Source organism: Amycolatopsis sp. NPDC051903, assembly GCF_044452505.1.
In the GTDB taxonomy this organism is placed as follows: domain Bacteria; phylum Actinomycetota; class Actinomycetes; order Mycobacteriales; family Pseudonocardiaceae; genus Amycolatopsis.
In genome coordinates this window covers 108,048-131,972 of the sequence record NZ_JBITBT010000015.1, presented here as the reverse complement: position 1 = coordinate 131,972, position 23,925 = coordinate 108,048, and the positions used below count along the sequence as shown (strand labels likewise).

Annotated in this window: 23 protein-coding genes and 2 pseudogenes; 13 read left to right on the top strand and 12 right to left on the bottom strand. The window is 70.3% G+C overall.

Going from position 1 to position 23,925, the window contains the following annotated elements:
* Positions 1 to 199: 199 nt before the first annotated feature.
* Both ACIA77_RS28280 and ACIA77_RS28275 read left to right on the top strand, forming a co-directional pair.
* The gene (locus tag ACIA77_RS28280; protein WP_395889021.1) at positions 200 to 1,387 is read left to right on the top strand and encodes a winged helix-turn-helix domain-containing protein; all 1,188 of its coding nucleotides are present in this window, start codon (positions 200 to 202) and stop codon (positions 1,385 to 1,387) included.
* 96 nt (positions 1,388 to 1,483) lie between these two features.
* Positions 1,484 to 1,630, top strand: coding sequence for a hypothetical protein (locus ACIA77_RS28275; RefSeq protein ID WP_395889020.1), 147 nt, complete (start codon positions 1,484 to 1,486; stop codon positions 1,628 to 1,630).
* Here ACIA77_RS28275 and ACIA77_RS28270 read toward each other — a convergent pair whose 3' ends face one another.
* Positions 1,631 to 1,888 (bottom strand): hypothetical protein, encoded by a 258-nt coding sequence (locus ACIA77_RS28270; protein WP_395889019.1) that lies wholly within the window; start codon positions 1,886 to 1,888, stop codon positions 1,631 to 1,633. It lies immediately after the preceding gene.
* A gap of 109 nt (positions 1,889 to 1,997) precedes the next feature.
* A pseudogene (locus ACIA77_RS28265) lies at positions 1,998 to 3,080 on the bottom strand (amidohydrolase family protein); the annotation flags it as partial.
* 231 nt (positions 3,081 to 3,311) lie between these two features.
* Between ACIA77_RS28265 and ACIA77_RS28260 the strand changes: the two are divergent.
* Entirely contained in the window at positions 3,312 to 3,872 is a 561-nt protein-coding gene (locus ACIA77_RS28260) for an NADPH-dependent FMN reductase (RefSeq protein ID WP_204093964.1), read from the top strand.
* 58 nt (positions 3,873 to 3,930) lie between these two features.
* Complete coding sequence (locus ACIA77_RS28255) at positions 3,931 to 4,107, top strand: CsbD family protein (protein ID WP_395889017.1); 177 nt, start codon at positions 3,931 to 3,933, stop codon at positions 4,105 to 4,107.
* Between the two features lie 200 nt (positions 4,108 to 4,307).
* On the opposite strand, the gene ACIA77_RS28250 is transcribed toward ACIA77_RS28255, so the two are convergent.
* Complete coding sequence (locus tag ACIA77_RS28250) at positions 4,308 to 4,442, bottom strand: hypothetical protein (RefSeq protein ID WP_395889076.1); 135 nt, start codon at positions 4,440 to 4,442, stop codon at positions 4,308 to 4,310.
* Positions 4,443 to 4,604: 162 nt separating this feature from the next.
* On the opposite strand from ACIA77_RS28250, the gene ACIA77_RS28245 reads away from it, so the two are divergent.
* Together ACIA77_RS28245 and ACIA77_RS28240 are read left to right on the top strand one after the other, a co-directional pair.
* Positions 4,605 to 5,219 (top strand): TetR/AcrR family transcriptional regulator, encoded by a 615-nt coding sequence (locus ACIA77_RS28245; RefSeq protein WP_395889016.1) that lies wholly within the window; start codon positions 4,605 to 4,607, stop codon positions 5,217 to 5,219.
* A gap of 8 nt (positions 5,220 to 5,227) precedes the next feature.
* Complete coding sequence (locus ACIA77_RS28240; RefSeq protein WP_395889015.1) at positions 5,228 to 6,751, top strand: FAD-dependent monooxygenase; 1,524 nt, start codon at positions 5,228 to 5,230, stop codon at positions 6,749 to 6,751.
* Here the strand turns inward: ACIA77_RS28240 and ACIA77_RS28235 are convergent.
* Both ACIA77_RS28235 and ACIA77_RS28230 read right to left on the bottom strand, forming a co-directional pair.
* The gene (locus ACIA77_RS28235; RefSeq protein WP_395889014.1) at positions 6,732 to 7,547 is read right to left on the bottom strand and encodes a class I SAM-dependent methyltransferase; all 816 of its coding nucleotides are present in this window, start codon (positions 7,545 to 7,547) and stop codon (positions 6,732 to 6,734) included. The two genes, ACIA77_RS28240 and ACIA77_RS28235, sit on opposite strands and share 20 nt — an antisense overlap.
* 22 nt (positions 7,548 to 7,569) lie before the next feature.
* Complete coding sequence (locus ACIA77_RS28230; RefSeq protein ID WP_395889013.1) at positions 7,570 to 8,391, bottom strand: class I SAM-dependent methyltransferase; 822 nt, start codon at positions 8,389 to 8,391, stop codon at positions 7,570 to 7,572.
* A 252-nt stretch (positions 8,392 to 8,643) separates the two neighbouring features.
* On the opposite strand from ACIA77_RS28230, the gene ACIA77_RS28225 reads away from it, so the two are divergent.
* Together ACIA77_RS28225 and ACIA77_RS28220 are read left to right on the top strand one after the other, a co-directional pair.
* Positions 8,644 to 10,065, top strand: a complete 1,422-nt coding sequence (locus ACIA77_RS28225) for an FGGY-family carbohydrate kinase (RefSeq protein WP_395889012.1) — start codon at positions 8,644 to 8,646, stop codon at positions 10,063 to 10,065.
* Between the two features lie 7 nt (positions 10,066 to 10,072).
* Positions 10,073 to 10,744, top strand: a complete 672-nt coding sequence (locus ACIA77_RS28220; protein ID WP_395889011.1) for an alpha/beta hydrolase family protein — start codon at positions 10,073 to 10,075, stop codon at positions 10,742 to 10,744.
* A 79-nt stretch (positions 10,745 to 10,823) separates the two neighbouring features.
* On the opposite strand, the gene ACIA77_RS28215 is transcribed toward ACIA77_RS28220, so the two are convergent.
* The 4 genes from ACIA77_RS28215 to ACIA77_RS28200 all read right to left on the bottom strand — a co-directional run bounded on the left by ACIA77_RS28215 (position 10,824) and on the right by ACIA77_RS28200 (position 14,235).
* Entirely contained in the window at positions 10,824 to 11,540 is a 717-nt protein-coding gene (locus tag ACIA77_RS28215; protein WP_395889010.1) for an anti-sigma factor family protein, read from the bottom strand.
* Positions 11,540 to 12,079: a sigma-70 family RNA polymerase sigma factor gene (locus tag ACIA77_RS28210; RefSeq protein ID WP_395889009.1), complete on the bottom strand. Its 540-nt coding sequence runs from the start codon at positions 12,077 to 12,079 to the stop codon at positions 11,540 to 11,542. Before ACIA77_RS28210 ends, ACIA77_RS28215 begins: the two co-directional genes overlap by 1 nt.
* Positions 12,080 to 12,307: 228 nt before the next feature.
* Positions 12,308 to 13,027 carry an SDR family NAD(P)-dependent oxidoreductase gene (locus ACIA77_RS28205; protein ID WP_395889008.1) on the bottom strand — a complete coding sequence of 240 codons (720 nt, stop codon included), beginning with the start codon at positions 13,025 to 13,027 and terminating at the stop codon, positions 12,308 to 12,310.
* A 20-nt stretch (positions 13,028 to 13,047) separates the two neighbouring features.
* The gene (locus ACIA77_RS28200; protein ID WP_395889007.1) at positions 13,048 to 14,235 is read right to left on the bottom strand and encodes a S1C family serine protease; all 1,188 of its coding nucleotides are present in this window, start codon (positions 14,233 to 14,235) and stop codon (positions 13,048 to 13,050) included.
* A 337-nt stretch (positions 14,236 to 14,572) separates the two neighbouring features.
* Between ACIA77_RS28200 and ACIA77_RS28195 the strand changes: the two genes are divergently transcribed.
* Positions 14,573 to 16,042: an aldehyde dehydrogenase gene (locus ACIA77_RS28195; RefSeq protein WP_395889006.1), complete on the top strand. Its 1,470-nt coding sequence runs from the start codon at positions 14,573 to 14,575 to the stop codon at positions 16,040 to 16,042.
* A gap of 54 nt (positions 16,043 to 16,096) precedes the next feature.
* A complete protein-coding gene (locus ACIA77_RS28190; protein ID WP_395889005.1) occupies positions 16,097 to 17,533 on the top strand; it encodes a hypothetical protein in 1,437 nt (478 codons plus the stop codon).
* Positions 17,534 to 17,971: 438 nt separating this feature from the next.
* Here the strand turns inward: ACIA77_RS28190 and ACIA77_RS28185 are convergent, their stop codons facing one another.
* Positions 17,972 to 18,391 (bottom strand): DUF5709 domain-containing protein, encoded by a 420-nt coding sequence (locus ACIA77_RS28185; protein ID WP_395889004.1) that lies wholly within the window; start codon positions 18,389 to 18,391, stop codon positions 17,972 to 17,974.
* 172 nt (positions 18,392 to 18,563) lie between these two features.
* On the opposite strand from ACIA77_RS28185, the gene ACIA77_RS28180 reads away from it, so the two are divergent.
* Positions 18,564 to 19,673, top strand: coding sequence for a VanZ family protein (locus tag ACIA77_RS28180; protein WP_395889003.1), 1,110 nt, complete (start codon positions 18,564 to 18,566; stop codon positions 19,671 to 19,673).
* Positions 19,674 to 19,898: 225 nt separating this feature from the next.
* Positions 19,899 to 20,444, top strand: a complete 546-nt coding sequence (locus tag ACIA77_RS28175; RefSeq protein ID WP_395889002.1) for a DoxX family protein — start codon at positions 19,899 to 19,901, stop codon at positions 20,442 to 20,444.
* Between the two features lie 72 nt (positions 20,445 to 20,516).
* Here ACIA77_RS28175 and ACIA77_RS28170 read toward each other — a convergent pair whose 3' ends face one another.
* Together ACIA77_RS28170 and ACIA77_RS28165 are read right to left on the bottom strand one after the other, a co-directional pair.
* Positions 20,517 to 21,380: a hypothetical protein gene (locus ACIA77_RS28170; RefSeq protein WP_395889001.1), complete on the bottom strand. Its 864-nt coding sequence runs from the start codon at positions 21,378 to 21,380 to the stop codon at positions 20,517 to 20,519.
* An 11-nt stretch (positions 21,381 to 21,391) separates the two neighbouring features.
* Positions 21,392 to 22,216: pseudogene (locus ACIA77_RS28165) on the bottom strand (alkaline phosphatase D family protein); the annotation flags it as partial.
* Between the two features lie 71 nt (positions 22,217 to 22,287).
* Here ACIA77_RS28165 and ACIA77_RS28160 point away from each other — a divergent pair.
* A complete protein-coding gene (locus tag ACIA77_RS28160) occupies positions 22,288 to 23,916 on the top strand; it encodes a recombinase family protein (protein WP_395889000.1) in 1,629 nt (542 codons plus the stop codon).
* Positions 23,917 to 23,925 lie beyond the last annotated feature (9 nt).

The following is a 23,925-nucleotide window of genomic DNA, read 5'->3' as shown; positions in this document are numbered from 1 at the left end:
CAGCCGCGTTGCACAGCCGCGCCCGAGACCAGAAAACCCCGCCCTCCCAGGGGGCGTCCCCAGCCCATTCTACCGCCCAGCACCGACAAAACCCCCGCCCCGGCAAAGTTGTCCACACCGCAGCCAAGTTGTGGACAACCCCAGCCAGACACGGCGAACCAGCCACGGAAGCACCCCCGGAAGCGCTAGGTTGGCTCCCGTGAAGGTCAGCATCCGGGAAGCCCGCCGTTGGGCGATCAGCAGTCAGCACCTCGACGGGCGCGGGGCGCGAACCCTGGACGAAGCACTCACCACCCTCCGCTGCCTCCAGCTGGACCCGATCACCGTCGTCGCCAACAGTCATCACCTGGTGGTGCGGAGCCGGCTGGCGAACTACGACCCAGCAGACCTCGAGAAGCGGTTGTGGGAGGACCGCAGCCTCTTCGAGTACTGGGCCCACGCCGCCTCCATCGTGCTCACCGAGGACTACCCGCTGCACCAAGCGCTGATGCGCGCGTACCCCCGCGGCAAATCCGCGTACGGCCGTCGCGTCGCCGAATTCCTGAGCGGCAACGCCGAGCTGCACCACCACATCCTCGACCGGCTGCGCGAGGCCGGCCCTCTCCCGGCGGGCGGGTTCGAGGACCGGGCGACCGTCCCGTGGGTGTCGGGCGGCTGGACGAACGGGCGGAACGTCGAGCGCATGCTGGACGTCCTGTGGTTCCGCGGCGAGATCATGGTCGCGGCGCGCAGCGGCGGAAAACGCTGGTGGGACTTGGCTTCCCGCTGCCTGCCCGCCGATCTCGACCGGACACCGCTACCCGAAGGGAAGGTGGTCGAGACAAGCGCGGAGCTCGCGTTGCGCGCCCTCGGCATCGCCCGCGAGCAGGACATCGAGCAGCACTTCGTCCGCGAGCGCTACCCCGGCCTCACCACGACGCTCGCGAAGCTCGTCGCCGACGGGCGCGCCACGAAGGTCACCCTCGAAGACGACCCCACGCCCTGGTACGTCCACGCCGACCGCACACCGAAGGGCGACTGGGCCTCGCGCACCACTCTGCTGTCGCCGTTCGACAACCTCATCTGCGACCGCGCCCGCACGGAACGCCTGTGGGACTTCACCTTCCGCACGGAGATGTACATACCGAAGGCAAAACGTCAATACGGCTACTACGTCCTTCCGATCCTCCACGGCGACCGGCTGATCGGCCGCGTCGCGCCGCGGTTCGATCGGCGCACGGGCGTGTTCCAGATCGAAGGCGTCTACGCCGAACCCGGCGCTCCCGCCAGCGCCGCCAAGGCAGTCGGCCACGCCGTCACCGCGCTCGCGACGTTCGTCGGCGCGAACCGCATCGACTACGCAGGACCGGTACCCGACCTGTGGCACACCGCCCTCACGAGGAATTGACGTTTTCCTTGCGCGACTTGATCATGCGCGGGGTGTCCGCTTTGCCCTACCGTGAAACTTAGCGTTAACAAGCATTCACGGGAAAGGACGGATCACATGTGGGCACCGCTCACCGTCGCGCTGCTGATCGGCTTCTTCGGGAACCTGTCACTCGACCGGCCGGGGCCGGCGATCCCGTTCCTCGTGCTCGCGGCGATCGTCGTCGGCACCGCCGTGGCCTTGCGCAACCGCAAGACCGCGTAATCAGCCCCGCACCGGTTTGCCCGGCAGCGCGTCCGGCACGATCTCACCGTCCCGCACGACCGGCGACCCGTTCACCAGCACGTGGACGATACCCGCCGAAGGCCGCGTCCCGTCCACATAGGACGCCTGGTCCGTGATCCGCTCCGGGTCGAAGACCACCACGTCGGCGTCGCTGCCGGCGCGCAGGCGGCCCTTGCGCCGCATCGCAGGCACGGCCTCGTCGAGCACCTGCGCGGGCAGTAGCGAGCAGCGCGCCACAGCGTCGGCGAGCGTCAGCTTGCCCGTTTCCCGGTACAGGCGGCGGATCGCGCGCGAACGTGCCCGCCCCGCGCGGGTGCCCGAGCGCGCCCGGCGGCAGCGGCCACGTGAACGGATCGGGCTGCGGCCCCGTCCAGGTCAACGGCATCGCGTCGCTGGCGACGGCGGCGCTGTCGAAGAGCAGGGCGCTTTCGAGGTGCGCGAGGTCGGCGGGGTCGTCCTCGTCGAGGAAGTGCAGCAGGGCCAGCGCACCGGGGTCATTCGCGCGCACCTCGGCGAGGCGCGCGGCGTCCGCGATGCGCTCCCCCGTGCCGACGAGCACGAGCGAGTCGGGCCGGATGCCTTGGCGCGCCAGGACTTCCGGCGCGAGGAAAGCCGCGCCGATGGCCGTCGAACCGGCGCCGTAGGGGTACGCCTCGGTCGTCACCTCGGCGCCTTCCAGCCGGCACCGCTCCACGAGCCCGAGCACACGGTCGACCTGCCGCCCCGACGTGCTGTTCACGTGGCAGTAGTGCAGGTGCACGCCCGTTTGGCCGGCGACGCGCACGATTTCCTCGGCGCCGTCGACGGGCACGTCCGGATCCGCCTCGACGAGCGGGCGCGCGTGCGTGAACACCGGCAGCCCCGCTTCCGCGGCCAATTCGGCCACGGCGACGAACTCGGCCGGACCGAGGTGCGGCGCGTACCCGGCGAGCACGCCGATGCCGAGCGCGCCCGCGGCCAGATCGGCCGACAGGTGCTCGAAGATCTGCGCCCGCTCGGCCGCCGACGCCTCGGCCCGCCAAGCCGGCACACCGAGGTGCGCCAGCACGGTCGCGGCGGAGCCGTCGAGCGGCGCTCCCGCGAGCACGGCCATGCGGGACAGCGCCCACGACGTCGAGAAGCCGTAGTTGATCGGGCGGCCCTGCGCCGCGGCCCGCTCGTACGCGAGGGCGACCGGCGTGACGCCGGCTTCCAGCTCGAGCGCGGTGGTCACGCCGTCGAGGGCTTGCAGCCGTTGCTCGGGGATCGCCTGGCCGTGGCTGTGGAGGTCGACGAACCCGGGAGCGACGACGAGTCCCGTCGCGTCGATCACGTGCTCGCCGTCGAGTGGTGTTGCCGAGACCACACTCACCGAGCCGGCTCTGATCCCGACGTCGGCCACGGCGTCGAAGCCGCTTTCGGGGTCGAGCACGCGTCCGCCCCTGATCACGAGCGGGAAGTTGTCCTGAGAAGTCGTCACGGTTGGCTCCTGCGAGTGTGCGCGGGCACACACAAGGTACTGCCGATTCACCCGACCGTGGCACCGACCCGTCACACCTCGTTCGTTGACATGTCCGCATTCTGGGGCATAATTGCGGACGTGTCATCAAACGCCGCTTGATCAAGCCCCGAGCAGCGGAAACACGGTGGCGACAAACCCCTCGAACCAGGAAAGTCGGACATGACCAAGATTGCGATCATCCTCGGCAGCACCCGTCCGGGCCGGAACGGCGAAGCCGTGGCGAAGTGGGCCCTCGACATCGCGAAGCAGCGCGGCACCGCCGAGTACGAGCTCCTCGACCTGCTCGACTTCGAACTCCCGCACCTCGACGAGCCGCTGCCGCCGGCGATGGGCCAGTACGCGCAGGAGCACACCAAGCGCTGGGCCGAGAAGATCGCGGAGTTCGACGGCTACGTCTTCGTGACGGCGGAGTACAACCACGCCATCCCCGGCCCGCTGAAGAACGCCATCGACTTCCTGGGCGCCGAGTGGAACAACAAGGCCGCCGGCTTCGTCGGCTACGGGTCCGTCGGTGCCGTCCGCGCCGTGGAGCAGCTGCGCCTCGTGCTGAGCAACCTGCAGGTTGCGCACGTCACCAGCCAGGTGGCGCTGTCGCTGTTCACCGACTTCGAGAACATGTCGGAGTTCAAGCCGGCCGCCATGCACACCGACTACCTCAACACGACGCTCGACCAGGTCGAGGCGTGGAGCAAGGCGCTGGCGACGCTGCGCGCTGCCTGATCTTCGTGTTTCGCCGCGCACCCACGGGGTAGCCGAGGGGTGCGAAGGGAGGCGACGCATGAACGACAAGGCCGAAAACAAGGCCGAAGAGCTCAAGGGCCGCGCCAAGGAAGCAGTCGGCAACGCGACCGACAACGAGCAGTGGCAGGCCGAAGGCAAGGCCGAACAGGGCAAGAGCAACCTGAAACAGGCCGCCGACAAGGTCAAGGACGCCATCAAGGGCGCTTCCGACTGACCCCAGACCGGGAAAGCCCAGGACCGACGTGGTCCTGGGCTTTTTCGCGCGTGCGGTCAACGGAGGTTTGTGGGGCAAGGATTCCTCGAGGGACTGACGACGGTTTCTCGACAGGGTAACGGTTTCTCGACCGGTGGCCCGGGGCACGCAATTCTCATCGCGCGCGGTCACGCGACACAAGCGGGCTTCCCAGGCATGGGTCATCCAGGGCGCCGGTCACGCAGGGCACAGCCCCGCCCCACAACACAGCCCCGCCCCACAACACAGCCCCGCCCCACAACACAGCCCCGCCCCACAACACAGCCCCGCCCCACAACACAGCCCCGCCCTACCAGGGGGCCACCCCGAGTCCATTCTATCGGCCCCCACCGACAAAACCCCTGGTCAAGGCCCAGTTATCCACAATTCGACCGCACTCGCCCGCCCTGTGGACAACTCGCAATCTTGCGTGTCGCGCACTCTTTGCGCATCACGCAAGTTTCCGCTACCGTCATGGCATGACCGAACGACCGAGCCTGCGGGAGCGCCGCCGGCAGGAGACGCGCACCGCCATTTCGTGGGCGGCGATCCGGCTCGCGGTCGAGCGCGGTCTGGCCAACGTGACCATCGAGGACATCGCGAACGAAGCCGGCGTGTCGCCGCGCACGGTGAACAACTACTTCTCCAGCAAGGCCGAGGCCATCGCGGCCCGGCACCACGACCGCGCGATCGGCATCGCCGAACGGGTCCGTGCGCGGCCCGCGGACGAGCCCATCTGGGAGGCCATCACGCAGGCCGCGTTCGCGCGGTTCGAGGCAGACCAGACCGACCGGGCAGGCAAACCGTCCACACCGGATCCGGAGTGGACACAAGGCGTGCAGCTGATGATGGCCGAGCCGTCCCTGCAGGGCGAGTTCCAGAAAGCCAACGTGGCGGCCGAAATCGCTCTCTCACGGGCCGTCGCCGACCGCACCGGGACCGATGCGGACCACGATCTCTACCCCCTGCTCGTCGCCACGGCGGCGGGCGCGGCGATCCGCGCGGCGATGGCCCACTGGGCCCGCGCGGACCCACCCGTTTCCTTCCGCGAGGTGCTGCGCGAGGTGTTCAGCGCGGTGACCGTCGAACTCTGAGGAGAACCATGCCCGCGATCGACGTCGTGATCGCCGGTGCCGGCCCCAACGGGCTGATGCTGGCGTGCGAGCTCAGACTGGCCGGGATCCGGCCGATCGTCCTGGAACGGCTGACCGAACGCAGCGGGGAGCAGCGCGCCAACGGACTCGTCGGCCAAGTCGTCCCGCTGTTGCACCGCCGCGGCCTGTACGAGCCGCTCACCGGGCTGCCGGCACCGGCCCCGGCGCCGCGGTACATCTTCGGCGCGTTCCCGCTCGACCTGAGCACGCTGCCCGTGAACCCGGTGTACGTGCTGCCGATCCAGCAGTACGAGCTCGAGAAAGCGTTGGAGGAACGGGCACTTTCGCTCGGCGTGGAGATCCGGCGCGGCCACGAGGTCGCCGGCTTCACCCAGGGCGAGTCGGTGCAGGTGACCGTCGATGGTCCACAAGGTACGTACACAGTGGACGCTCAATTCCTCATCGGCGCCGACGGCGGCCGCAGCACCGTCCGCAAGCTCGCCGGCATCGAGTTCCCCGGCGTCACGTGGGACAAGGTCCTCTCCTACACCGTCGACGTGAGCGTGCCGGACGAGCTGGTCGACCCCGCGACGGGCGGGCTGCGCGTCGACGGGATCGGCACCGTCCCGCCGTTCCAGCACTTCCGCACGGAGGCGGGCCTGTTCGTGTGGGCGCCGTTCCCGAACGCGCCCCGGCGCATCGCGGTGTCGGAGCGCAGTGAAGCCGAGTTCCCCGACGACGAGGCGCCCACCCTCGACGAAGTCCGCGCGAGCATCCGCCGCGTGCTGGGCGTGGACGTGCCGATCGCGGCCCCGGCCGGCCCCGGACCGCACCAGCTGCGTCGCGTCACCGGCGGCAACACGCGCATCGCGGAGCGGTTCCGCGCCGGCCGCGTACTGCTCGTCGGCGACGCCGCCCACGTGCACTCGGCCATCGGCGGGCCCGGTCTGAACCTGGGGCTGCAGGACGCGGTGAACCTCGCGTGGAAGCTCGCCGCCGAAGTGCGCGGCTGGGCGCCGGCGGACCTGCTCGACACCTACGAGGCCGAACGGCAGCCCGTGAGCCGGCGCGTGGTGATGCACACGCAAGCGCAGGGTGTGCTGACCGGGCCGGGGCCGGAGATCACGGCGCTGCGGGAGCTGTTCGGCGAACTCCTCGGCTACCAGGACGTGAGGCAGCACATCGCAGATCTCCTGTCGGGCGCCGACCTGCGCTACGGCGACGACCCGCACCCGCTCGCCGGCCGGTGGGCGCCGAACCTCGCGTCCGAGGCCGTCGCGCGGGCGTACCGCGCCGCACGGCCGGTGCTGGTCGACTTGACCGCGGACGGCTCGGTCGTCGCCGCGGCCGGGCCGTGGCGGGATCGGGTCGACGCCGTCATCGCCACCGAGGACCTCGACGCAACGGCGCTGCTGATCCGTCCGGACGGCTACGTGGCGTGGGCGTCGTCCGACGCGCAGCCGGACACCGCCGACCTGGAGAAGGCGCTGCTGCGCTGGTTCGGGGCGCCCGTCACGACCGCAGCCGGGTGACGGCCACGTTGACGCACATGGCCGCGTTCAGCCGGCCGTCGGAGTTCACCCTGCTCCGCGTGGCCACGGTGAACGCGGTGCGCAGGCCCTTCGCCTGGGTCTCGTCGAGGGTCGCCATCTGGTAGTAGGAGTCGTGGCACGTCTGCCAGACCTCGTCGGGCGTGCCGCCGAAGTCGACGAGGATCGGGTCCCACGAAACGGGTTCGAAGCCGGCCGGGCCGAGCAGTTCGTCGAGTCCTTCGCGCGTGCGCGTGCGCGGGTCGCCGACGCTCGGCACGCGGCGTTCCTCGGGCACGACGGCGAACAGGGGGCGCGCGACCTTGAGGAAGATCTCCATCGCGTCGAGGCCGCCGCCCCCGAGCCCGAGCGCCAGCGTGCCGCCGGGCTTCAGCACGCGCACGACCTCCGCGACGACCCGCTCGACGTCGGCCATGAGCATCAGCGCCATGACCGACACGACGGTGTCGAACTCGCCGTCGGCGAACGGCAGCTCCTGCGCGCGGCCGACCCGCACGTCGGCGTCGGCCAGCGCGGGGCGGCGGCCGGCCGCGTCCACGTGGCCGGGTGACAGGTCGATGCCGGCAACCGTTTCGGCACCGCGGTCCTTGAGCACGGCCAGCAGGGCTCCGTCGCCGCAGCCGAGGTCCAGCACGGCTTTCGCGCCCTCGACGCGGTCCGCGAACACTTCGTAGACGGTGCGCCCGTCGCCGGCCACGCGGCCGCGCTCCGTCAGCTCGGACGACGCACCCGGGCGGCGGTCGTGGTAGCTGCGCAGGAACTCTTCTGCGGACGTCATGCCGAGACGTTAGCGCGGATCGTCACCCGGCCAGGCGGGTTTTCGCCAGGTTGAGGCGGACGGCGGCCGGCAGGATCCCGCTGGGGGTGAGCAGTTCGCGCGTCGCCTCGGTGAACTCGGCCTTGAGCCGCGCCAGCTGCGCGTCGTCGAGGGTGTGCACCGGGTACAGGGTTTCGCAGCACCTGGCCCACACCTGCTCGGGCGGCGCGTCGAACTCGATCACGATCTGTTCCCACACAACGGGTTCGAACCCCACCGGGCCGAGGAGCTCGTCGAACCCCTCCCGCGTCCGCGTGCGGTGGTCGCCTTCGTCCGGGAACCGCCGGTCTTCCGGCACGGCGTCGAACATCGGCTTCGCGAGGCCGGAGAACACCTCGCTCGCGCCGATGGCCCCGCCCCCACCGACCACCGCCGCGAACACCCCGCGCGGCTTCAGCACCCGCGCCACCTCCGCGACGACCGCCCCGAGGTCGGCCATCAACATCAACGTCATGTGCGCCACGACGGCGTCGAACTCGCTGTCTCCGAAGGGAAGCTCCTGCGCGCGGCCCTGGCGCAAGTCGGCGGTGCGCAGCTCCGGACGCCGCCTCGCCAGCTCCAGCTCTCCTGCCGACAAGTCGATTCCGGCCGGCGCGGTGGTGCCGATCTTGACGAACTCGGCCAGCAACGCCCCGTCCCCGCACCCCAGATCCAGCACGCGCCGCTCCCCGCCCACGCGCTCCGCGAACACGCCGTAACTCGGCCGCCCGTCCCCGGCCACCCGCCCGGCCCCGATCAACACGGACTGCGAATCCGGTTTGCGGTCGTGGTATTCGCGCAGCCAGAGTTCCCCCGGTGTGGTCATGGGGTCGACGTTAGCGTGAAGGATCGGGGTGCTGCCCGGGTTTCAGCTGTGGGCATATCCGCCTCCGGAGCGGCCGCACCCGAACGCAAGAGATCCGCATCGGCATCGGCGTCAGAAGATCGGGCGCTCGCCGTGCGGCCAACCGAAGAAAGCTCCGCCTGCGCCTGCCACACCGAGCCGGAAACCCACCACACCACTCCAGTGGCGCGTCTCATGCAGCCAACCACAGCCCGAATTTGGTAAATGTCTCCCATGGAGAACGAGGTGCTGCTGGGCATCGACATCGGCACGACCGCGGTGAAGGTGGCCGCGTTCGCGGGTGACGGGCGGGTGCGCGGGGTGCACAGCGTCGCCTATCCGATCGGGCGGCCGCGGCCCGGGTGGGCGGAGCAGGATCCCGAGGATTGGTGGCGCGGCTGCGTCACGGCGATCCGCACCGTCCTTTCCGGACTGCCCGGCGCCGTGGTCGCGGGGGCCGGGATCGTGAGCCAGGTCAACACGCACCTGCTCGCCGACGCGGGGCTGACGCCGTTGACGCCCGCCGTGATCTGGCAGGACCAGCGGTGCGCGGAGGAGGCGCGTGAGCTGGACGCGCGGTTCACGCCCGAGGACAAGCTGCGCATCTGGGGCGGGCCGGTGGCGCTGGACGCGTCGTTCGTCGGCGCGCGGGCGGCGTGGTTCCGGCGGCACCGGCCGGACGAGTGGTCGCGGGCGCGGTGGATCCTGAGCCCCAAGGACTTCATCGGCGCACGCCTCACGGGCCGCGTCGCGACGGACAAGCTGTCGGGGGTGCGGATCGCGGGCGCGGGCGGCTACCTGCCCGAGGCCGTCGCGCTCGTGGACGGGCTCGGGGAGCGGCTGCCGGAGCTGCTGGAACCCGAGGCGGTGCTCGGGACGTCGGCGGAACTCGGCGCGCCCGTGGTCGTCGGCACGATGGACGCGTTCGGCGCCGTGTTCGGCACGCGCACCACGGAGGCGGGCCGGGGCATGATCTCGTGCGGGACGTCGCTGGTCGTGGCCGGCGCGTCGCACAAGAGCACGTCCGCGCCCGGCATCGTCACCTTCCCGCCGCGGGGCGACCTCACCGTCCACGCCGGACCGACGCAGGCCGCCGGTGACGCCGTGCGGTGGTGGAGCCGGGTGTCGGGGCTGGCCGTGCCGGAGGTGTTCGAATCCGCGCACAACGGCCGGTCCGGGATCGTCTTCACGCCCTACCTCCAAGGCGAACGCGCACCGCTGTGGGACGCCGACGTGCGCGGCAGCTTCCTCGGCCTCAGCTCGTCGACCACGCAGGCGGACCTGTCGCGCGCGGTTCTGACCGGAGTCGCGTTCTCGGCACGGCACGTTCTGGAACGCGTCGAGGAGGCGTGTGGCCTTCGCCTGCCGTCGTTGACGTTCTCCGGCGGCGGCGCGCGCAGCGACCTGTGGACGCAGCTGCACGCCGACGCGCTGGGCCGCCCGATCGAGCGCCTCCGGGTCCACGACAGCGCCGCGCTCGGGGCCGCGCTGCTGGGAGCCGTCGGGGTGAAGCGCCACGCCGACGTGGAAGCCGCGGCCGCCGCGACTGTGGCCGTGGAGCGCGTGTTCGAGCCGCGCGAGGACCTGTCGCGGCTGTACGAGGCGTACCGCGCTTCGTACGAAGGCCTTGCGAAGGTGCACGCGCTGCTGAAGTAATGGGCGCATGAGGACGATCCGCTACGGCACCGAGCCGAGCCAGTACATCGAGGTCCACGGCGAAACCGGCCGCGGCACGATCCACCTGCTGCACGGCGGCTGGTGGCGCGCCCAGCGCGACCTGCACCTCATGGACGGGCTCGCGGCCGACCTCGTCGCCGCCGGCTGGCTCGTCGCGAACCTCGAGTACCGCCGCATCGACGGCGACACCGGCGGCTGGCCGCAAACGCTCGACGACGTGCGGGCCGGCCTCGCAGTCGTGCCCGCGGCGGCAGGAAAGCCCGCCGTCGCGATCGGCCACTCCGCCGGCGGTCACCTGGCGCTGCTGGCGGGCGCCGGCCTGTCCGGCGTCGTCGGCCTCGCCCCGATCACCGACGTGCCGCGCAGCGCGGTCGAGGGCCTGGGTGAGGGCGCCGCGAGCCTGTTCCTCCCGGAACCCGACCCGGCCGCCTCACCGCTGACGTCCGTCCCGCTCGGCGTCCCGCAGCTGATCGTCCACGGTGACGGCGACGTCCGGGTGCCCGTCGAGCACAGCCGCGCGTACGTGGCCGCCGCCCGGGAAGCCGGCGACACCGTGGATTACGTCGAACTCCCCGGCGTGGACCACTTCCGCGTGATCGACCCGGCCGACGAACCGTGGCAGCACGTCCGGAATTGGCTCGACGCCCGGTTCGCGTAGTCCACCGACCGTCCGAAGTGGACGCCCCTGCCCCGGTTTGCCCGAACGCACCACGGGGCGGGGCAGGAAGCGCCGAAGGTCAGACGTTCGCTTCCACGAAGCGGTGACCGTCGGTATTCTCGACCATGATCGAGGCCACCTCAGCGGGGTCGATGAGGGCCGAACCGTTCAGGTCGGCACCGTCGTGGACCGCCTTCGGGGAGACGAGCCAGCTGCCCGCGGTTTCGCGGTCGCCGTTCTTGCTGACGACGATGAGCCGGCACTTCTCGCCCGCCGGGATCCCCGTGACCGCGGCCTCGACGCGCACCCAGCCGGCGGCGGGCACGATGCTCGCGGTGAGCCGGGCGTCGCCGGACGTGCCGCTGATGAACTTCGTGCCGGGCACGGTGCTGGACGCCGACGAAGGCACCGGTGCGGGCGGCGGCGGAACGGCGACCGCCGGCCCGGACGAAGAGCCCGACTTGCCGACGACGACCCCGACACCCATCGCGGCCGCGGCGACGACCACGGCGGCCGTGGCGGCCAGGAACCGGCCGCGCCCGGCCGAACTGCGCGCCTCGGACCGCACCTGGCGAAGCGTGCGCTGCAGCAGCAAGTCACCGCCGTCGGGCGGTCCGTCCAGCAGCGCCTCCGGCGGCACCTCGCCGAGGAACTCCTGCATCTCGCGCAGCGACTCGACCTCCGCGCGGCAGTCCGCGCAGCCGGCGAGGTGCGCCTCGATCGCCTGCTTCTCCTCCGGCGGCAGGTCACCGGCGACGTGGCCGGCGAGATCCGCGTGCTCGGAAAACTCACTCATCACGCCGCCCCCACGCGCTGGTCCTGGAACTTCTCGCGCAACGCCCGCAACCCGTAGTACGAACGGGATTTCACCGTTCCCGGCGGGATGCCCAGCTTCTCGGCGGCTTCCGTCACGGTGCGGCCGTGCAAGTACATCTGCTCGAGGACCTCGCGGTGCTCCGGCGACAGGCCCTCCAGCGCCGAGAGCACCACCATGGAGTCGACGACGTGGTCGGCGTGGTCGTTCTCCACCGGCCCGGTCGTCGGCGACTCCGCGACCTCGGCCGGGCGCGCGTCACGCGCGCGGACCTTGTCGATCACCAGGTTGCGCACCACGGTCAGCAGCCAGCCACGCACCGAGCCCTTGCCGTTGAGCAGGCTGTCCGGGTTGCGCCACGCGCGCACCAGTGCCTCCTGCACGACGTCCTCGGCGGCCGCGCGGTCGCTGAGCAATCTCGTGGCGTAGGCGAGCATCGCCTTGCCGTGCTCCTCGAACAACGAGCGGACGAGCGCCTCGTCGGCCACCTGCTGGCGGTGACGAGTCCTCAACCCGGCCATTCCGGACCACCCTCCCCGAACCGGCGATCACGCTCGCCGTGTTGCGCAGAACTGTAGGACAGCGCAGTGGGCCGTCCGCACGAGGTGCACCGCCGCGACCACCACCCACAGTGGCTGTCGGACACCCGGCGCTAGTCAACACCTTCCCCTGAACGGACGATTGCCATTACCCCGGGCAACCGAGACCTTCGGACACGGACCGTGCCCGTTCGTCCTCCCCGCAACCCCTCAGTACGGGTGCAGACCACCGTCGACGGGCAGCACGTGGTTCGTCAGGTAGCCGTTGGCGAGCACGGCGAGGGCGAAGTCGGCGATCTCCTCCGGCGTCCCGAGCCGGCCGACGGGGATCAGCTTCGCGAGATCGCCCGGGTCGCCGGGCAGCATCGCGGTGCGCTCGATCAGCGCCGGGGCCAGCGCGTTCACGGTCACGCCGTCGGCGGCCACGCGCGGCGCCAGGTGGTGCACGAGCCCGTGGAGCGCGGCCTTCGACGCCGCGTAGTCCGGGCCCACCACGCCACCCGTGAGGCCCGCGACCGAAGACGTGTAGAGGATCCGGCCGAACCCGCGTTCCCGCATGCCGCCGAGCACGGCCTGCGTCAGCAGGAACGGCGCGCGCGTGTTCACGGCGAACGTCTCGTCCCAGTCGGCCGCGGTGATCTCCCGACCCAGCTCACGGCGTCGCGAACGACCGTGGTTGGCCACGAGCACGTCCACCGGCCCGAGATTCGTTTCGGTGGCTGTGACCAGTTCCTCAGCGGCCGAGGCCACGGCGAGGTCGGCCTGCAGCGCGATCCCGCCCGTCTCCCGCGCCACGGCTTCGGCGGCCTCGCGCGAGGCCGAATAGTGCACGGCAACCTTCAGTCCCTCGGCGGCGAGCCGGCGGGCGAGCGCACCGCCGATCCCGCCGCTGCCGCCGGTGACGAGGGCCACGCGATCCCGCAAGCTCATGCCCCCGACCCTACGGACGATCAGCCGATCGGGCCGCTCGCCGGGACCAGGGTCACCGTCGCCGTCTTGCCGCCCTGGCCCGCCACGGTGACGCGCAGGCGGTCGCCGGGGTGGTGGGTGTCCAGCACGGCGATCAGCGCGGTCGCCGACGTCACCGGTTTGTCGTCGATGCCCACCACGAGCAGGTTCGCCTTGAGCCCCAGCTTGGCCGCGGGCCCGCCCGCCACCAACGACTTGATGAGCGCGCCCGAGCCGTTGCCCGCGTCGACCACGGTGAGGCCGAGGAACGCACTGGGTCCGATGTGGACGGTGTCCGACGCCTTGCCGTCGCGGATGCGCTGCGCGATGTCGGCCGCCTGCGCGATCGGGATCGCGAACCCTTCGTGGGGGCGCAGGCCCTCGTCGAAGACGTACCCGGCGTTGGCGGCGGTGTCCACACCGATCACGCGACCCCGGGGGTCGGCGAGCGGGCCGCCGGAATCGCCCGACTGGACGTCGGCGTCGACCTGGATCAGGTCGTGCAGCGTCTCGGTGGCACCGGTGACCTCGTCGGCCGCGGTCACCTGCCGACCGAGTCTCGTGATCCGGCCCGGTGACGCGCTCGGCGGGCCGCCGACGCCGCCCGCGTTGCCGATGGCGACGACGCCGTCGCCCACGCGCACGGCGTTCGAGTCGCCGAGAGTCGCCGTGGCGAGGCCGCTCGCGCCGGCGAGCTTGAGCAGGGCGATGTCGTGGCTGCGGTCGTAACCCAGCACGGTGGCGTCGTAGCCGTGGCCGTTGCCGACGTCGGTGACGTGCATCGCCGTGGCGCCCTCGACGACGTGGTTGTTGGTGAGCACCAGCCCGTCGGGGCTCAGGACGATCCCGGTGCCCGCGGCGCCGCCGCCCTCGAGACCCAGCTCCACGTCGATGTTCACCACGGCCGGGCTCACCTTCGCGACCGCCGCCGCGACGTCGAACGGCGGCGGGGGCGCGCTGACGACCTTCGCCGGAGCGGGTGGCGTCTTGGGACCCCACGCGTAGTGCCCGACGGCGACCCCCACCAGGCCCAGCAGCACGACCAGGCCCACCGCGAGCAGCACGGCGCGCAGCGGGCGCTTCTTCGGCTTCTCCGGTTCGGGCGGCGGTTCCCGCGGCCGCGGCGGCGGGACGGGGGACGGCTGCTGCGCCCACGGCGCGCCGAGAGGGGCGCCGGTGTTGTCGCTCATCTTCGGTTCCTGCCGCTCGGATCGCCGCGGGGGACGGCCGGGTTCACCCCGACACGATCGGGGACAGTACTGCCAGGCCGCCCGCGGGGTGAGTTAGGTTCGAAGTGATCTTCCCAGCCTGCTCCACCCACCAGGTCGGCGCACGCCGGAGCCGTGCACTGGGATCACCGCCCCGGCACCCGACCGCCCGGCCGTCGGGAGCGTGGTGGCCTCACCGCGCACCCGACGGCCGCGTTCGCGTGATCGTCGTCACATGGTCCTTTGTGGACTGAATGCTGCGGGTCTGGCGCCCTCGGCCTGCGCGGACGTACGGTCCCAGTGGAGACGAGGAGAGGTCATGGCCGAACACTTCAAGATGCTCATCGGCGGCCGAGCCGTCGACGCGATCAGCGGCAAGACGTTCGAATCACGCAACCCCTACACCGGTGAACCCTGGGCCGTGCTGCCCGACGGCGGCCCCGAAGACGTCGACGCGGCCGTGCAGGCGGCCCGCGCCGCCCTCGAAGGCGAATGGGGCTCGGCGACGGGCTTCACCCGTGCCGCGCTGATGCGCCGCCTGGGTGACCTCATCGCCGCCAACGCCGAGCGGCTCGCGCGCCTGGAGGTCAACGACTCCGGCAAGCTGCTGCGCGAGATGCTCGGCCAGCTCACCGCCCTCGGCGGCTGGTACCACTACTTCGCGGGCCTGGCCGACAAGATCGAGGGCAGGCAGATCCCGTCGCCCAACCCCAACTACCTCGTGTACACGCGCCGGGAGCCCGTCGGCGTGGTCGCGGCCATCACGCCGTGGAACTCGCCGCTGCTGCTGATGACGTGGAAGCTCGCACCCGCGCTGGCGGCGGGCTGCACGGTCGTCGTGAAGCCCTCCGAGCACGCGCCCGTGTCGACGCTCGGGTTCGCGGAGCTGGTGACCGAGGCCGGGTTCCCGCCGGGGGTGGTCAACGTCGTCACCGGGCTTTCGCGCGAAACGGGCGCATCGCTGGCCGGGCACCCGGGCGTGGACAAGGTGGCGTTCACGGGTTCGACGGCCACGGGGCGCGCGGTGGCTCGCGCGGCCGCGGACAACCTCGTGAAGGTGACGCTGGAGCTCGGCGGGAAGTCGCCGCAGGTCGTGTTCCCGGACGCCGACCTCGAGGCCGCCGCGAACGGGATCGTCGCCGGGGTCTTCGCGGCCACCGGGCAGACGTGCATGGCGGGCTCGCGCCTGATCGTGCACGCGGACGTCCACGACGAGCTCGTGCGGCTCGTGGCGGACCGCGCGGCGCGGATCAAGCTGGGCGACCCGACGGCGGCGGAGACCGAGATGGGTCCGGTGGCGAACGAGCCGCAGTACGAGAAGGTGCTGCAGTACCTGGAAACCGCGCGGGCGGAGGGCGCGACCGTGGCCTACGGCGGCGCGGCCGACGCCGGGCTGGGCGGGCTGTTCGTCCAGCCGACGGTGCTGACGGGCGTCACCCCGGCGTCGACGGTGTTCCGCGAAGAGGTCTTCGGGCCGGTGCTGGCGGCGCTGACGTTCACCGACGAGGACGAAGCCGTGAAGCTGGCGAACGACACGCCCTACGGCCTGGCGGGCGCGGTGTGGACCAAGGACGTGCACCGCGCGCACCGCGTCGCGGGCCGGATCCGGGCGGGGAGCGTGTGGATCAACGCCTACCGCGTGGTGGCGCCGTCGGTTCCGTTCGGAGGCTTCAAGAACTCCGGACGGGGGCGGGAGAACGGTGTGCACGCGGTGGACGAGTACCTCGAGGAGAAGGCGGTGTGGGTGGAACTCACCGGCGGGACGCGGGATCCGTTCACGCTGGGGTGAGCCGTTCGGTCCACTGTGGAAAACGGGATTGCCCCGTCTGGCAGGATCGGTTCCGTGCCAGGCCCCCTCGCCTGCGACGAGTCCGGTTCGGAAGGCGACAACCTCGTCGGCGCGAACACCGCGGTGTTCGCGCACGCCGGCGTGCGGCTGGACACCTCGGCGGCTTCGGCTTGCGTGGCCGAACTGCGGGCCCGCATCCGGTCACCGGCCGTGGAGTACAAGGCGAACCACCTGTTGCGGGCCAAGAACCGCGCCGCGCTGGTGTGGTTCCTGGGCCCGTCCGGCCCGCTGGTCGACCGGGCCGGCGTGCTGCTGGTCGACAAGGCCCTGTTCCTGACCGGGAAGGTCGTCGACCTGCTCGTCGACCGGGTTTCTTATCCGGACTGCCTCGCGCGCCGCCCCGACTCCCGCGCCGAGGCCCTGCACCGCGCCGGCCCCCACTTCGCCGGCGAGCGGCGGTGGGGCGAGTTCCTGCGATCGTTCACCGCGCTGCTCCACCGGTCCCCCCGGCGCCCCGGCCTGACCCCGCAGCAGTTCTTCACCCAGGCCGACGTGCTGGTGCCGCTGGCTACGTTCTTCACGACGTCGGGCGAAGGGATGGGACCGGTCGCCGATTTCTCCCCACGCCACGGCGGCGCGACGGGACCGTTCGCCGATCCCTCCGGTGCCCAGGGCAGCACGAGGGGACCGCTCGCTCGCATGTCCGAGGTCGACGACAGCGCGACGGGACCGCTCGCCGGTCCGTCCAGCGCCGAGCGCGGCACAAAGGCACCACTCACTCACGTATCCGAGTACCAAGACAACACCGCGGGACCGCTCGCCAGTCCATCCAGCGCCGAGCGCGGCACGAGGGGACCACTCGCTCGCATGTCCGAGGTTGAGGACAGCGCGACGGGACCGCTCGCCGGTCCTTCCCGTGCCGAACGCGGCACAAAGGCACCACTCACTCACGTATCCGAGTTCCAAGACAACACCACGGGACCGCTCGCTGGTCCTTCCAGCGTCCGGGCCGGTGCGACGGGACCACTCGCTGATCTCTTCGCAACGAACGATGCACCAGCACCGCATCCGATGCCGCCCGCGGCCGAGGAACTCCTCGCTCAGGCCCGCTCACACCTGACCGCGCTCCGAGACCGCCTCCACTCGGATCCCGCGCTGGTCCCGCCGCTCGACCCGCTCATGCCGGCCCTGGCCGACACCATCACCCACTGGCACCCGACCACCGTCATCCACGACGAGCAGCCCTCACTCACCCGAGCCCGCCTCGCGACGCTCCTAGGCCCTGCGCGGTCGATCCACTTCGTCGACTCCCGCACCGACCCGCGCGTCCAAATCGCCGACTTCCTGGCCGGCACGGCCCGCCGCCTGGCCGAACACACCCTCCACCAGCACGGCGACGCCCAACTCATGGAGCTCCTGCGCCCCTACGTCCTCCCCTCCTCCATCTGGGTCGAGGAGGGCATGGCGGCAAGGCCTTTCGGGCAGAGGTGAAGATCGTCTCCACACGCGCAACCACTGCGCAGAGTCACTACGAACCGCGCCTGCGGCACGGCAACTCATCTCGCCAAGGAATGAAGGGCCCCTTCACCGCCGCGGTCGCTGCACAGACCAAGCGCAGCGAGCCAAGGCCGCAAGTCACCCCCGAGGTCTGTCGTGAAGGTCCCCTTCACCCCTGGCCGCCACACCGAGTCACCACCGCCGTATCGGCAACCCATTCGCAACACGAACCGCGCGAAGGTGTAAAGGTCCCCTTCATTCCTCGCGCAGCCACAAAATCTCGTGCCACTGCTGCTGCGCAGACCGCGCTGGTGATCGTGAACGTCCCTTTCACCACCGCCCGGCAGCGCCGCAGCACTGCCGGCTCCAGGGCAGACCGCTAGAGCAAAGCCCAAGCGCACGAAGGCGTGAAAGAAGGCCCCACAACCAGGTTCAGTCGCGCGGAGTGATCACGTGCACGGCGGCCTCTTCGGCCGACGCGGCGCCCCCGTCGATGCCCGCGTCGGAGGCGTAGAGCTCGTCGTCGAGGTCCGGGCCGAAGCCGGCGTCCTGGGCGACCAGGCGGCCGGCGCGGGTGTCGCCGACTTCGTCGTCCAGGAGTTCGCCGTCGGTGTCCGTGGTGTCGCCGAGGAGGTCGCCGTCGGAGTCCGCGCCGAGGTCCGGGAGTTCGCGCGCGAGACGGCCCTCCCAGCTCTCGCCGGCGAGCTCTTCGGCGGCGGTCATCCCCCATTCGCGCACCTCGAGCGGGCGTTCCGGCGGCGAGTAACCCTCGTCGTACGGGTCGCGGTCCTCGAGGGTGTCCTCCGGGTCCAGCAAGCCGGTGTCGGCGTTGTCCTCGATGTCGTCGTCCACGACGGCTCCTCTCTTCCCGCGTGCAGATTACTGCGCCCGCCGCCCGGGGCCCACGAAAGCCCGTCCATCACGCAGCGCGACCGGAGACCACCCGATCCGGCGGCGCGCCTCGTCCGGCTGGTCCGATCGGGCCTCGCTAACCTCGGCCGCGCCTACGGAGGTGGAGGGGTCAGTGACACAGTGGAGCGGGCCGACGTTGGTAGCCCTGTTCATCGGGTTCGGGCTGGCGTTCGTGCTGGTGGTGCCGTACGCCGTGATCAGCTACCGGCGTCGCGGCGAGTTCGGGCCGGGCCGCGCGATCGCGGCGCTGGGGTTCCTCGTCTACTGCTGCGCGCTCGTCACGTACACGCTCCTGCCGCAACCCGTCGTCGACGCGGCCTACTGCGCGAGCCACGAATCGCTGCGCCACCCCGTGCTCAACCCGCTGCAGTTCCTGTCGGACATGAAGCAGTTCAACACCGGGCTGCTCGACAACCCGGCGCTGCGCCAGGTGCTGTTCAACGTCGCGCTCTTCGTGCCGTGGGGCGTGTTCCTGCGGCGGCTGTACGAGAAGAACACGGCCGTCGCGATCGCCGGCGGGTTCTTCGTGTCCCTGCTCATCGAGACGACGCAGCTCACCGGCGTGTGGTTCCTGGTCGAGTGCCCGTACCGGCTGTTCGACACCGGTGACCTGCTGTCCAACACCGTCGGCGCGGCGGTCGGCGCGTTGGTCGCACCGGTGTTCGGCCGCCCGCGCGTGCGCCTCGACGCGAAGGCCCCGCGCCCAGTCCGCAGCGGCCGGCGCCTGTTCGGCATGCTGCTGGACCTGATCGCGGTGACGTTGCTCGGCGTCGCGCTCAACGTCCTCGTCCGCGCGATCGAGTACCTGCGCGACCCGCAGGGCCTCAACGCCGTCCTCAGCAACGGCGGCACCCCCCTGCTCGACGCCACCCTCGGCGAATGGCTGCCCGCCGTGGTCCTGCTGCTGTTCGTGCCACTGGCCGGCACCGGCGCGACGGTCGGCCAGCGCGCCGTCCTCCTGACCGTCGTGACCAAGGACGACGACAAACCGTCGGTGCTGCAAATGCTGGTGCGCTTCGTGTTCGGCTCGGGCGGCTACTTCATCGCGGTCGGCATCAGCACGGCGAGCGGGCAGGAGACGTCGTTCACGGGGCTGTGGATCCTCGTCAGCGGGCTGTTCGCGATCTTCACGCGCACCCATCGCGGTCTCACCGGTCTGGTGACGGGCCTTCGCGTGGCGGATGTTCGGCGGAAGAACCAGCCGGAGCCCGTCCCGGCGTAACCCCGGTGGTCCTTTCTCGGCGGTGTCGACTTGTCTGTCCACATGAGATTGTCGAACGCCGCTGCGGCACTTTCTCTCGGGCCAGGAGCTCCGTTGATCTTCGTGCGACGTTGATCACGGGGCGACGGTGATGTGCCTGGCCACAGCGTTCTGAGCCGAATTCGGACGCGGTGAATTCGGTAGGTTGGGAAACGCCAACCGGAACTCCTCCGCAGGACAGGACGAATGACCGATTCCGACCGGATTTCCTTGTCCACCACGACTTCTTCGGTTCGTCACGAACAGGTCGGCGCCGACGTCGCGCTCCTGCTCCTCCGCCTGATCGTCGCGGCGACCATGGGAGCGCACGGCCTGATCAAGGTCTTCGGCGCCTTCGGCGGCCCCGGCCTCGACAGCTTCGCCAAAGTGCTCCACGGCTACGGCTTCACGCGCGGCCTCGGCCTGCTGTCGTGGGTCACGGGCGTCACCGAGGTCGGCGGCAGCGCCCTCCTGGTGCTCGGCTTCCTGACCCCACTCGCGGCGACGGGCTTGCTGGGCGTCGGCTTGAGCGTCGTCGTCTCCAAGCTGGACGGCGGGTTCTTCGAGGGCAGCGGCAAGGGCTTCGAGTTCGAGCTGACGCTGGCGGTGCTGGCCCTCGCGATCCTCCTCGCGGGCTCCGGCCGGATCGCCCTGGACGTCAACACGCCGTGGCGCCGCCATCCCTTCCGCTACGGCCTGGTGGGCCTGCTGCTCGCGATCGTCGCTTCGATCGTGATCGGGTTGGCCTTCTGACACTTCCCGGCTCGGCGGTCGCTCTCGTTCGAGCCCGTGCCGCGGTCGTCTTCATTCACGCGGAACCGGGCGTCAGCTGGAGAAAGCCTGCAGTTCCACGATCCGCGAGTACGCGTGGTCGTTCGAGTCCAGCGCGACGATCTGCACCCCGTCCGCCTGCACGGGGGCGAAGGTCGACGTCACGGAGCCCGCCGTGTTGCCGCGGACGGAGGCGACGGTGACCCAGGCGCCGGAGACGTGGGCTTGGACGTCGAAGTCGCGGAGGCCGTACTTGGGGGCCGGGTACTTGGCGGAGTCGAGGGTGTCGGTGACGACGCGGGAGAGGGTCGTGGCGGTGGGCAGGGTGACGGCGTAGTCGTCGGGAAACACCGACTTCGTGCCGTCGTTCCAGCCGGTGCTGGTGGACCAGTGGTCGCCGTTCGCGTCGCCGTCGACGGCGCCGCAGGGGGAGAAGCTGCCGTTCGTGGAGGACGGTACGGCTTGTTCGCCGAGGAGCAGGTTGTCGCCGGGGCCCTTGCCGGGCAAGGGGAGGACGTCGACCGGCACCCGCAAATCGTTGTGGTCCACGGAAAGGCCGACGGTGTAGTGGCCCGGCCGAGCGTCGCGCGGGACCGTGACGCCGACTTTCACCGTCACGGGCCGGTCGGGTTCCGCGGCGGGCAGCCACGACGAGAAGACGCGCCGGTCGAGGACCAGCGGTTTCGGCGCGGACAGCTCCATGTCCGCGTACACGGAGCCGTTACCGGTGTTGGTCATGCCGACCGTGAGGGCGCTGGGCAGGCACGGCAGGCCGACGACCTGCACCTGTGACGGAGACGCGGAAAGCTTGATCTGCGTGGCGTTCGTGGCCGGGCTGCTCTGCGCGGCGGTCGCCAGCGCCACGCCGAGCACCGCGGCGCCGGCGGCCGCGGCCACCACGAGGTGACGTCGCTGCATGGGGATACTCCTCAGTGGACGTTGATGGCGGGCACGCGGTCTTCGACGATGAGCTTCGCGCGCGTGGTGACCTTGCCGTTCGGGATCGAAACCTTGTCGACCACGCGGTAGTCGGCGACCCACTCGCGCGGGGTGACGTCGCAGCGCACGTAGCCGCGCTGGAAGTTGCCGAACTTCACGTGCGGGTTCTCGTCGAGGATCGTCTGGCCGCCCGGGTCGAGGTCCATACCGTCCTGGCCGGACGTGATCGACGTGCCGACGAACTCCGTCGCCACCACCGGCGAGTTCGGGTCGGCGTAGTCGGGCCGAAGCTCGGAAGCGACGCTGCGGTGCAGGTCGCCCGCGATGCTGACGAGGTTGCGCACCTTGCGTTCCTGCGCGCCGCCGAGGACGCGCTTGCGGGAGGCGACGTAGCCGTCCCACGTGTCCATCGGCACCAGCACGGCCGGGCCCGCCGCGGTGTCGAGCTGGGCGATCGCCGTCTGGTGCGCGAGTACCTCCCAGCGCGCGGAGTGTTCGGCCATGCCGTCGAGCAGCCACTTCTCCTGCGCCGCACCGGTGATCGTGCGGTTCGGGTCGAGCGACTCGGGGTTCGGCGCCTTCGTGCCGTCGCCCGCGGCCTGGTCGTCGCGGTACTGGCGCGTGTCGAGGACGTTGAAGCGGATCAGGTCGCCGTACTGGAAGCGGCGGTACACCTGGACGTCCGGCCCGTTCGGCAGCTGCGTGGTGCGCACGGGCTGGTGCTCCCACCACGCGCGGAACGCGTTGGCGCGGCGCACGAGGAACTGCGCGACGGCGTCGTTGTTCTCAGAGATGTCGCCGGCCCAGTTGTTCTCGACCTCGTGGTCCCACGAAGTGCGTCAACGAACTACACTGATCACGGCATCTACCAGCGAGGATACCGACCATGAGCGCATCGACACCCCGGAATCGACGGCGTCTGAAGAAGCAGATGAGTGAACGGCCACCCGTAATCCCGTTCAGCCCGGATGACGACGCGGCGGTGTGCTACGCCCGACAGTCGCACTACACGGACGAGAGCATGTCCAGCGAGATCCAGATCCACGACACACACCGCTGGACGAACGCCTACGGCGTGCCCGTCGTGAAGACCGTCGAAGACCTGCACGTCTCCGGGGACCTGGAACCGCACAAGCGGGACGGCCTGAAGATATGGTTGTCGGACGCACCGCCGAAGCCGTGGAAGACGTTGGTTGTCTCCAAGCTCGACCGGCTAGTGCGCAACGTGATGGACGCGCTGAACCTGCTTGAGTGGCTGAGGGCTCGCGGAAAGCGGCTGATCTGCATCGCTGAGGGCATCGATTCCAGCAATTCGATGTCAGAGTTCATGATCACGCTCATTGCCGCGTTTGCTCGCATGGAGCGGGAGCGCATGAAAGAGCGGTTCCGCGCGTCGAAGTCCGCGCTCAAGGAAGCTGGCCGCTGGTCGGGTGAAGGTCACCCTTACGGCACGATGCCAGTGGAACTCCCGAGCGGGGGCGGGTGGATTCTCGGCCTAGATCCGTTTGCAGTGAAGATTCTCCAAGCTCTTTCCAAGCAAGCACGAGCAGGCAAAAGTCTCACCGAAATGTGCGATTGGTTGACGGAACAGAAAGTCGTAACTCCAAGGGACAGGCAATTGCAGCTCTCAGCAGAGCGGAGAGGAGAGGATCCCGCGATGGTTGAACTTAAAAACTATCCGTGGCATGGAACCCCTCTCCGTCGACTATTGCTAAACCCGATCCTCGTAGAGTTCGGCATCTTCGAGCCCGCCGAGCAAGCCGAGATATTCGCTCGCTTGGAGGAGAAGGCGCGAAGGAAGGCGCGCGGCAGCAACCAGCCTTACGCGTTCTCCGGGATCCTGGCGTGCCCGGTGTGCTTTGAGCCCCTCTGGCACCGCATCGCCCACCAAGAGCGAACCCTCAGCGATGGAAGCACCGCCCAGTACGAGTACCGATACTGGCGTTGCCCGACACGCAAGCACGGTCCGGCAATGCGAGCCGACGAGATTGAGCCGCTCGCTGAGCAGGCCTTCTACAAGGTCTTTGCGAAGGTTCCCGTTCGAGAACGTGTTGTATTGCCGCCGACCAACCATGCAAACGAAATCGCCAAGCTTGAACGTGAGTACGGCAAGGCTATGTCGAACGTGGCACGAACCAAGTCGCCGGAAGAGCGGCGCCGCGCCAAAGACGATGGAGATAAAATTCTGGCCGACATTGACACGCTAAGGGCACTGCCCATTGACCCCGGGGGCGTGCAATGGGTTCCGACCGAGCGGACCTGGCAGGAAGAATTAGAGGGTATGACACCGGAAGACCGCCGCCTTAGGTGGCTCGAACTCGGTTTTGCGTTTGCTGCTCAGAAGCGGCCTGACGGCACCTGGGAGGCCGGGTGGCGCATACCTGATGAGTGGCGCGAAGCCATGCCAGAAATAGCCGCACGGTACGAGCTCGGCCCCAAGTTCGGCGAGATCATCGACATCGCAGAATCAACTCGACCCAGTGAAATCGAGGACCTTCATAGGTTCAACATTTGACACGGACCA

Bases quoted from the DNA above. Each gene is read 5' to 3' on its own strand.
- ACIA77_RS28275 (WP_395889020.1), top strand. From the start codon at position 1,484: ATGTGGGCACCGCTCACCGTCGCGCTGCTGATCGGCTTCTTCGGGAAC.
- ACIA77_RS28260 (WP_204093964.1), top strand. From the start codon at position 3,312: ATGACCAAGATTGCGATCATCCTCGGCAGCACCCGTCCGGGCCGGAAC.
- ACIA77_RS28255 (WP_395889017.1), top strand. From the start codon at position 3,931: ATGAACGACAAGGCCGAAAACAAGGCCGAAGAGCTCAAGGGCCGCGCC.
- ACIA77_RS28245 (WP_395889016.1), top strand. From the start codon at position 4,605: ATGACCGAACGACCGAGCCTGCGGGAGCGCCGCCGGCAGGAGACGCGC.
- ACIA77_RS28240 (WP_395889015.1), top strand. From the start codon at position 5,228: ATGCCCGCGATCGACGTCGTGATCGCCGGTGCCGGCCCCAACGGGCTG.
- ACIA77_RS28235 (WP_395889014.1), bottom strand. From the start codon at position 7,547: ATGACGTCCGCAGAAGAGTTCCTGCGCAGCTACCACGACCGCCGCCCG.
- ACIA77_RS28230 (WP_395889013.1), bottom strand. From the start codon at position 8,391: ATGACCACACCGGGGGAACTCTGGCTGCGCGAATACCACGACCGCAAA.
- ACIA77_RS28225 (WP_395889012.1), top strand. From the start codon at position 8,644: ATGGAGAACGAGGTGCTGCTGGGCATCGACATCGGCACGACCGCGGTG.
- ACIA77_RS28220 (WP_395889011.1), top strand. From the start codon at position 10,073: ATGAGGACGATCCGCTACGGCACCGAGCCGAGCCAGTACATCGAGGTC.
- ACIA77_RS28215 (WP_395889010.1), bottom strand. From the start codon at position 11,540: ATGAGTGAGTTTTCCGAGCACGCGGATCTCGCCGGCCACGTCGCCGGT.
- ACIA77_RS28210 (WP_395889009.1), bottom strand. From the start codon at position 12,079: ATGGCCGGGTTGAGGACTCGTCACCGCCAGCAGGTGGCCGACGAGGCG.
- ACIA77_RS28205 (WP_395889008.1), bottom strand. From the start codon at position 13,027: ATGAGCTTGCGGGATCGCGTGGCCCTCGTCACCGGCGGCAGCGGCGGG.
- ACIA77_RS28200 (WP_395889007.1), bottom strand. From the start codon at position 14,235: ATGAGCGACAACACCGGCGCCCCTCTCGGCGCGCCGTGGGCGCAGCAG.
- ACIA77_RS28195 (WP_395889006.1), top strand. From the start codon at position 14,573: ATGGCCGAACACTTCAAGATGCTCATCGGCGGCCGAGCCGTCGACGCG.
- ACIA77_RS28175 (WP_395889002.1), top strand. From the start codon at position 19,899: ATGACCGATTCCGACCGGATTTCCTTGTCCACCACGACTTCTTCGGTT.
- ACIA77_RS28170 (WP_395889001.1), bottom strand. From the start codon at position 21,380: ATGCAGCGACGTCACCTCGTGGTGGCCGCGGCCGCCGGCGCCGCGGTG.
- ACIA77_RS28160 (WP_395889000.1), top strand. From the start codon at position 22,288: ATGAGCGCATCGACACCCCGGAATCGACGGCGTCTGAAGAAGCAGATG.